This is a genomic window from Streptomyces sp. SID11385, from assembly GCF_010548245.1.
Lineage (GTDB): Bacteria > Actinomycetota > Actinomycetes > Streptomycetales > Streptomycetaceae > Streptomyces.
In genome coordinates, this window is record NZ_JAAGLR010000741.1 from 1 (window position 1) to 1,147 (window position 1,147).

The following is a 1,147-nucleotide window of genomic DNA, read 5'->3' on the forward strand; positions in this document are numbered from 1 at the left end:
CGACGGTGCCGTTGCGGGCGCGCAAGGGGCGGGCGAGCTATCTCGGCGAGCGCAGCGAGGGGCACGAGGACCCGGGCGCGGCCTCGGCCGCGCTGCTCGTCGGGGCACTCGCCGACACGGCGGGGAGGGCGGGCGCGTGAGCACGGAGCAGGGTGGCGTGGGGCTCGTCGTCGTCTCGCACTCGGCGACGGTCGCGCAGGCGGTGGCCCGGCTCGCCGCGCAGCTCACGGGGGCGGCCGACGACGTCAGGATCGAGGCGGCGGGCGGGACGGAGGACGGCGGGCTCGGGACGAGCGCGGACCTCGTGGTGCGGGCGGCGCACGCCGTGGACCAGGGGGCGGGGGTCGCGATCCTCGCCGATCTGGGGAGCGCGGTGCTCACCGTCAAGGCGCTGCTCGCCGAGGGCGGCGAACTGCCTGTGCGCAGCGTGCTCGTGGACGCGCCGCTCGTCGAGGGCGCGGTGGCGGCGGCCGTCGCGGCCTCGGCGGGCGCGGACCTGGAGGGGGTACGGGCTGCGGCGGCCGAGGCGTACGACTACCACAAGCAGTGACGGCCCGCGCACGGTCCGGTCAGGGCGGCGTCTCGCGCAGGTAGCGGGCGACGCGGGCGCGGCCCGCCGCGCGGGCGGCTGCCGGGTCCTGGACCGGGTGGACGCGGGTGTCGGGGAAGAGCAGGTACAGGACGTCGTCCTGCGTACCCGCCGCTTGGGGCGCGCCGCCGAGGCCGAGCGAGAGGGCGGCGGCGTACGAGGCCTCGCCGATGACGTCGACGGGGCCCGTGTCGCCGACGACCGCGTACCGGACCCGGCTCCCGTGCACGAGGACGGCGAGCGTCCCGCCCGTGACCCCGGAGGCGGCGGGGCGCCAGCGCGCCGAGGGGCCGGGAACGACGACGTAGGGGACGTCGTCGGCGCTCAGCGGGCGCCCGTCGGAGCCGTTCCAGGCCGTCGTCTCCTGGAAGTACGGGCCGGAGGACGCGTTGCAGACGGGGCCGGGCCGCCCGTCGCAGTCGATGTCGAGATCGGCGGTCCAGTGCAGCGTGCCGCCCTCGCCCGCGCACAGGGGCACTTCGGGCGCGCGCACCGCGTCGCGCCGGAAGAGCCCGGCGGAGACCTGCCGGCAGGAGCGCGCGGCGCGGGAGCGGAGGG

Annotated in this window: 3 protein-coding genes; 2 read left to right on the plus strand and 1 reads right to left on the minus strand. The window is 78.5% G+C overall.

Features of this window, described 5'->3' with window-relative positions:
• Positions 1-140: DAK2 domain-containing protein (locus tag G3I42_RS22465; RefSeq protein ID WP_164288672.1), on the plus strand; the 140-nt coding region annotated here is incomplete at its 5' end.
• Positions 137-550: a dihydroxyacetone kinase phosphoryl donor subunit DhaM gene (gene dhaM / locus G3I42_RS22470; RefSeq protein ID WP_343244628.1), complete on the plus strand. Its 414-nt coding sequence runs from the start codon at positions 137-139 to the stop codon at positions 548-550. The genes G3I42_RS22465 and dhaM, both read left to right, overlap by 4 nt.
• A gap of 19 nt (positions 551-569) precedes the next feature.
• Here the strand turns inward: dhaM and G3I42_RS22475 are convergent.
• Positions 570-1,147, minus strand: a 578-nt coding sequence (locus G3I42_RS22475) for a glycoside hydrolase family 75 protein (protein WP_239096616.1), incomplete at its 5' end; no start/stop codon positions are given.